Origin of the sequence: Candidatus Binatus sp. (genome assembly GCF_036567905.1) — a bacterium.
Classification (GTDB): domain Bacteria; phylum Desulfobacterota; class Binatia; order Binatales; family Binataceae; genus Binatus.
The window spans coordinates 1-6,653 of record NZ_DATCTO010000009.1 but is presented as its reverse complement, the minus strand read 5'-3'; the positions used below and the strand labels follow the sequence as shown (position 1 = coordinate 6,653).

The following is a 6,653-nucleotide window of genomic DNA, read 5'->3' as shown; positions in this document are numbered from 1 at the left end:
GACCGACGCCGGCTTCAAGCGCGAGGTCGGACAAGTGCTCGATCGGATCGATCAGCCCGTGCGGATAATTCGCCGCCGAGCCCGCGATCGCGATGGTGTTGGGCCCGATCGCGCGCCGCATCGCGTTCACGTCGGCCAGGTAATCGGCTCCGACCGGCACGCGAATCAACTTGATGCCGAAAAAGTGCGCGCCCTTGGAAAATGCCGGATGAATCGTCTCCGGCACCACCATCTCGGGCGCCGTGATTGAGCGCTCGGCTTTGGCTTTCTCCCGATACGCCAGCATCGGCAGGATGATGCTCTCGGTGCCGCCCGAAGTGACCGCTCCGCAAACGTCGGCCTGCGGATCCTTCTCGCGCGCCAGTTCCGCGCCCAGCATCCGCGCGGTCATCGCGATTACCTCGCCCTCGAATTTGGTGCCGCTCGGGCACATGTCGCGCTGCAGCAGGTTGACGTGCGAGAACAGCGCGAACACGCGGTTGAGGTAGGCGTAGTGCTCCATCCCGCCGTGGTAGTAGGTGCCCGAGATCTGGCCGGTCTGCCAGCGCGCGTTTTCCTGGCGCGCGATGCTGCGCAACTCGCCCATGACCTCCTCGGGCTGGCGGCTCTTCTTGGGCAGCTCGCGAAAGGTCTCGAAGGTTTCGCGATAGGGGAACATATCTCCGAACGGTCCGGAGGGCGCTGGCTGCTTCTTTGCTGCCTTGGGCATGGAACGACTCCTTATAGATCTCCGAATAGATCTCCCACGGGTACCAGTGAAAAGCGAAACGGCTCGGCGGTCGCCGCTCTTATGATCGCCATCGATTTGAATACTAGTCCATCGCCGGATTCAATCCGACGCGCGGGCGGCCGGGTTGAGGCGCCGGTAGATCGCGCGGTTACGCTTATAGAACTCGAGGAACTCGCGGAACTGGCGATCGTACAGGCGCCGGTTAATCTCGATCGGCCGATACTCGGCGGCGATCTTCACCCGCGCTGAGATTTCCCCGACTGCAATCTCGCCCAGTGCGGCAAACGCCGCCATCGCGGCGCCCACCGCGTTGGCATTGCGCGGATTGGCGACTTGCCGCACCGTGCATCCGAGCACGTCGGCCTGGATCTGGCACCACAGGTCGGAGCTCGCGCCACCGCCGATGAAATTAAGCTGCTCGAATGGCCGCCCGATGAACTTCTCGACGTGACCCTTGAGCCATCGCAGGTTGTACGCGACCCCTTCCATCACTGCGCGCACGTAATGGCCGCGGCTGGTGCGCGCGTTCTGGTTGAAGAAGGCGCTGTGGGTCGATGCGTCCTCGTGCGGCGCGAGCACGCCGTTGATCCACGGCGTGAAGATCAATCCGTCGCTCCCCGGCGCAACCTCCGCGGCGAGCCGGTTCATGTCGGCGTAAACGTCGATGGGAGAATTCGCGCTGTCGGCGGGATACAGGATGTCTTTCAGGAATTCGAGACTGCGTCCCGCCGCGCCCTGTTCCGCGCTGACCATGTAGCGGCCCGGCAGCGCGGCCGGCATCGCGCTCAGCATGTGGATCGGGTCGGTCTTCTTCGCCGGCACGTGGCAGCTCATCCACGCCGTGGTGCCGATATAGAAGTAGCCCTCGTAGTTGCCCACCGCGCCCGCGCCCAGGGTCGCCGCATGGCCGTCGCACGAGCCCATCACGACGCGAGTGGATGGCGCCAGGCCCAGATCGGCTGCGACTTCGGGCTTGATAGTGCCGAGCACGGCGTCAACTGGCCGCAAGTCCGGCAACTTGGCGCGATCGACGCCGGCCATCGCAAGCAACTCAGGCACGTAGTCAATCCGGTTGGGATTGCGATTATCGGTCAGCCAGTACGTGAACATTGTCGCGTACGAAGCCGCGAACTGCCCGGTGAGTCGCAGATTGAGGTAATCCATCGGCTCGAGAAACTTGAAGGTTCGCGCATATATCTCGGGGCGCTCATGCTTGATGAACAGGATATGCCCCAGGCCATCGACGCCCGATTGAACCGGCGCGCCGCCCGTGAAGCGCAGCCATTTGAGCAGCTTGAACAAGCCGTAGCCCTGGACTCGCGGCCATCCGCCGGCGACCGCGCGATTGTATTTCGCGCCGCGGGTGTCCATCCATGAGATCGCATTGCCGATTGCGGCGCCGTCCTCGTCAACGGCCACCGTGACGGCCCACAGCGTGGTGCATACGACGGCGATGATTTGCGCCGCGGGCACGCGCGAGGCCGCGATCGCCTCCTTCGCCGCGTCGCACACGGCCCGCCACCATTCTTCGGGGTCCTGCTCGACCGCGCCTCCCGCCATGATCATGGTGGTCGTGTGGCGCAATGCCGACGCGACGACCTCGCCCGCGCTCGAGACGACGGCGGCCTTGGTGCTGCCGGAGCCCATGTCGATGGCGAGCACGTATTTCAGGGCGGTGGAGGAGGGCATCTGTGTGAGTTCCGCTCGCGGTTGATTTACCTGATGCGTCGGGCGAGTTTGATGCGCCGCGCGAGTTCCTCAGAATGACCGCATCACGAAAAATAATCCAGCAGTTTGAAACTCTTCGAGCAGAGCGCAACGGGATCGGAGGCGCGCCGCTGCGCTTGCGCCGCGATGCGACGGCGGTGTAATCGAAGCCGATGGCCAAAGCTGATTCCATTGTCACATTGGGCGTCGATGCGGCTCGGGCGCGCCGACCCGCGATCATCGATCGTTTCGCGCGCGGCGCGGTTCTAAGCCGTCTGGCGGGAATCAAAAACGGCCGCATCGTGATCGAAGATGGCGACGAGCGCATCCCATTCGGCGAGGACATCGAGGACGCCGATTTGCGCGCCACCATCCGCGTCAAGGACCGCCGCTTCTATTCCGACATCGCGCTTGCGGGCAGCATCGGCGCCGGCGAAGCATACATGGCCGACTCGTGGACGACCGATAATCTGACCGCGCTCGCGCAAATCATGATCCGCAACCGCGAAGTGATGGAGGGCATGGACGGCGGCCTGGTGCGGCTGACTAATCCCTTACGCCGCTTCATCCACTACCTCAATCGCAACACCAAAACCGGCAGCCGGCGCAACATCGCGGCCCATTACGACCTCGGCAACGATTTCTTCGAGCTGACTCTGGATCGCACGCTGATGTATTCGTGCGCGATCTTCGAGCGCCCCGACGCCACGCTGGAGGCGGCGGCGACGGCCAAGGTCGATCGCATCTGCCGCAAGCTCGATCTTCGGGCCCGCGATCACCTCGTGGAGATCGGCACGGGATGGGGCGGGTTTGCGATTCACGCGGCCAAGAACTACGGATGCCGCGTCACGACCGCCACGATTTCGCGCGCGCAGCACGACTACGCCGTCAAAAAAATCGCCGCCGAGGGCCTGTCGGAGCGCATCACCGTGCTGCTCAAGGATTACCGCGACCTCAGCGGCCAGTTCGACAAGGCCGTCTCGATCGAGATGATCGAGGCGGTCGGGCATCAGTTCATCGATGCGTATTTCCGCAAATGCGGCGAGCTGTTGAAGCCCGACGGCATGATGCTGTTGCAGGCGATTACGATCACCGACCGCGAGTATGCGGGCGCGCTCAAGCGCGTCGATTTCATCAAGAAGTACATCTTCCCGGGCAGCTTCCTTCCGTCGGTCACGGCGCTGTGCGATTCGATCACGCGCGCGAGCGATCTCAGGCTGTTCCATCTCGAAGATCTCACGTCCAATTACGCCGAGACCTTGAAGAACTGGCGAATCCGGATGTTCGACAACATCGAACGCGTGCGCGCGCTCGGTTATCCGGAAGAATTCATCCGGATGTGGGAGTTCTACCTCTGCTACTGCGAGGGCGGCTTTCGCGAGCGCTACATCGGCGACGTGCAGATGATCCTGACCAAGCCCGACTCAAAACGCGCCCCGATTCTTCCAATTCTGCCGCGGCTGTAACCGGGCGCCCGCTCAATCTTCGCGAGCGCCGGGGTGCTTTCCGCTTGACAACAGCAATAACCAGATGATAATTACTATCACCTAGGTGATGGAACTACAGCTGGTAAACGAACGACGCCGCGGCCCCTACGCCGCCAAGCGCCTGTCCGAGTTCGCCGCGCGATGCCGCCGCGGCGGCCTGGCGGTCACGCCGCAGCGCCTGGCGATCATCAAGGCGCTGCTCGGCTCGGGCGAGCATCCGCGCGCCGACGCGATCTTTGCCGCGGTCCGAATGCAGCATCCGCATATTTCGCTCGCCACCGTGCATCGCACGCTGGAAACGCTGTGCGACATCGGCGAGGCGCGCAAGGTTACGATGCTCCACGACAGCGCGCGCTACGACGGGAATGTCACCCCGCATCATCATGTGGTATGCGTGAAATGCAGGCGTATCCGCGATATCGAGGTTCCCCGCCTTGACCGCCTGCTCGCCGGACAGTCGGAGCTGGGCGAGTTCACGGTGCTCGGCTCGTCGCTGGAGATTCAGGCGCTGTGCGAGGATTGCGGGGCCAGGCGCGCCAGCGCGAATCGGACAGGGAAGCCGCGCCGTTGATTTTTTAAGCCAGCTCAATCAAACCAAATTGGAGTCAGAACCAGGAGAAACAAAAATGGCAAATCTCAAAGGAACCAAAACCCATCAGAATCTCAAGGATGCGTTCGCAGGCGAAAGCCAGGCCAATCGCCGCTATCTGTATTTCGCCAAGGTCGCCGACGTCGAAGGCCAGCCGGAAATCGCGGGTCTGTTTCGCGATACGGCCGAAGGCGAGACCGGACACGCCCACGGCCATCTCGATTATCTGAAATCGGTCGGCGATCCGGCGACCGGCATGCCGATCGGCGACTCGATGCTGAACCTCAAGTCCGCGGTTCACGGCGAGACTCACGAGTACACCGACATGTACCCGGGGATGGCGAAGACGGCGCGCGAAGAGGGCTTCACGGAAATTGCCGATTGGTTCGAAACTCTTGCCAAGGCCGAAAAGTCCCACGCCGGACGCTTCGCCAAGGCGCAGGGCACGCTCTAACAGGCATCGCGCGAACACCGCCAGCGGGCGGGCTTCGAGGCCCGCCCGCTATTTCAACGGCGGCGCCACGCCGGACGCGCACACGCGCACGCGCCGGCATAGATAAAGTTCGCAGCCAGGATTATTCCCGATGGCCAAACGAATCGAGGCCAGGCCGAGCGACGGCCTTTCCTACAATTCCACTGAAGCGAAGTACTGGGACCGCGCCGGACTCGACAAGGAAGTCGAGCGGGTGTTCGACATCTGTCACACCTGCCGTCTGTGCTTCAATCTATGCCCGTCGTTCCCGGCGCTGTTCGACGCGATCGATCGCAACGACGGCGACGTGAGAGGGCTCACGGCGGCCGAGAAAGAGCGCGTCATCGAGCTCTGCTACGGATGCAAACTGTGCGAGATCAAATGTCCCTACACACCGCGCGACGGTCATGAGTTCCAGCTCGATTTCCCGCGCCTAATCCTTCGCGCCAAGGCGGTGAGCGCAAAGGAAGATGGGGTCAAGCTGCGCGAGCGTCTGCTGGCCCGTCCCGATCAGCTCGGCAAGGCGGGGGCGATGGCGCCGGCGCTGGCAAACTGGGGATGCCATCAAAAGTTCCAACGCGTGATGATGGAGAAGCTGCTCGGGATCGATCGCGGCAAGCTGCTTCCCGACTTCGCCGCCGAGACTTTCGACAAGTGGCTCAGGCGCACCGGGCTGCCCGCAATGCCGGCCGAGCCGGCCGCGAAAGTCGCGATTTTCCCAACCTGTTTTGTCAATTACTACAACCCCGGGCCGGGCAAGGCGGCGGTCGAGGTCTTTGCGAAAAACGGATGCGCGGTGAAATGCCCGAAGCAGAACTGCTGCGGGATGCCTGCGCTCGACGGCGGCGACGTCGAGTTCGCGCGCAAGGAAGCGCGGGCGAATATCGATTCGATGCTGCCGCTGGTGCGCGAGGGCTACAAAATCGCCGCGATCAATCCGACCTGCTCGCTGATGATGCGCGCGGAGTATCCGAACCTGCTGCCCGGCGACGAGGTCAGGGAGTTCGCGGCGGCGGTCGTCGATTCGCACGAGCTGCTTTACGAACTTCACCGCGCCGGCAAGTTCAACAAGGAATTTCTGTCCACGCCCGGCACTATCGCGTATCACGTGCCCTGCCATCTCAAGGCGCAGGGCATCGGGCTGCGCTCGCGCGACCTGATGCGCCAAATTCCGGGCGTCGAAGTAACGACGGTCGATGCGTGCACGGCGCATGACGGAACCTGGGCGATGAAAAAAGAGTTTTTCGCGCTCTCGATGAAGTGGGGCGAGAAGGCTTTCGCCGGGATGCGCGAAGCGGGAGCACGGGTGATGGCGACCGACTGTCCGCTGGCGGCGGTGCAAATCGAACAGGCGACGGGAGTGCGTCCGCTTCATCCGCTGGAGGTGCTAGCACGCGCATACCAGCAGGGCTGAGCAGGGCCGGGCACCCGATGGGAGAACTTGATTATATGCGAAACCCACCGTGGGTTTCGCGCATCCTTGGGCAGGGGTGACCCCTGCACCCAATGTTAAGAAGACGCGAAAATCTGCGCAGCGCATCTTTTCGCGACTACACTATAGAAGAGACCGCGGCAGGGCTGAGCCCTGCCCGATGGCGGGCGCGGACCATGCAACGACTTAATGCTGCGCTGCCGTCGCCACGGTCAGGGGCTGCGGCCCCTGCACCC

Annotated in this window: 5 protein-coding genes and 1 pseudogene; 4 read left to right on the top strand and 2 right to left on the bottom strand. The window is 63.0% G+C overall.

Annotated features, from left to right (window positions below; translation table 11 throughout):
• Positions 1-709 (bottom strand): annotated as a pseudogene (locus VIO10_RS00955) (aspartate aminotransferase family protein); the annotation flags it as partial.
• Between the two features lie 120 nt (positions 710-829).
• Positions 830-2,419, bottom strand: coding sequence for an FGGY-family carbohydrate kinase (locus VIO10_RS00950; RefSeq protein WP_331958060.1), 1,590 nt, complete (start codon positions 2,417-2,419; stop codon positions 830-832).
• A 191-nt stretch (positions 2,420-2,610) separates the two neighbouring features.
• Here VIO10_RS00950 and VIO10_RS00945 point away from each other — a divergent pair, with 191 nt between their 5' ends.
• From VIO10_RS00945 to VIO10_RS00930, 4 genes are all read left to right on the top strand, one after another.
• Positions 2,611-3,903: a cyclopropane-fatty-acyl-phospholipid synthase family protein gene (locus VIO10_RS00945; protein ID WP_331958058.1), complete on the top strand. Its 1,293-nt coding sequence runs from the start codon at positions 2,611-2,613 to the stop codon at positions 3,901-3,903.
• An 88-nt stretch (positions 3,904-3,991) separates the two neighbouring features.
• Positions 3,992-4,495, top strand: coding sequence for a transcriptional repressor (locus VIO10_RS00940; protein WP_331958056.1), 504 nt, complete (start codon positions 3,992-3,994; stop codon positions 4,493-4,495).
• Between the two features lie 55 nt (positions 4,496-4,550).
• Entirely contained in the window at positions 4,551-4,967 is a 417-nt protein-coding gene (locus VIO10_RS00935; RefSeq protein WP_331958054.1) for a rubrerythrin family protein, read from the top strand.
• A gap of 130 nt (positions 4,968-5,097) precedes the next feature.
• Positions 5,098-6,399, top strand: a complete 1,302-nt coding sequence (locus tag VIO10_RS00930) for an anaerobic glycerol-3-phosphate dehydrogenase subunit C (RefSeq protein ID WP_331958052.1) — start codon at positions 5,098-5,100, stop codon at positions 6,397-6,399.
• Positions 6,400-6,653 lie beyond the last annotated feature (254 nt).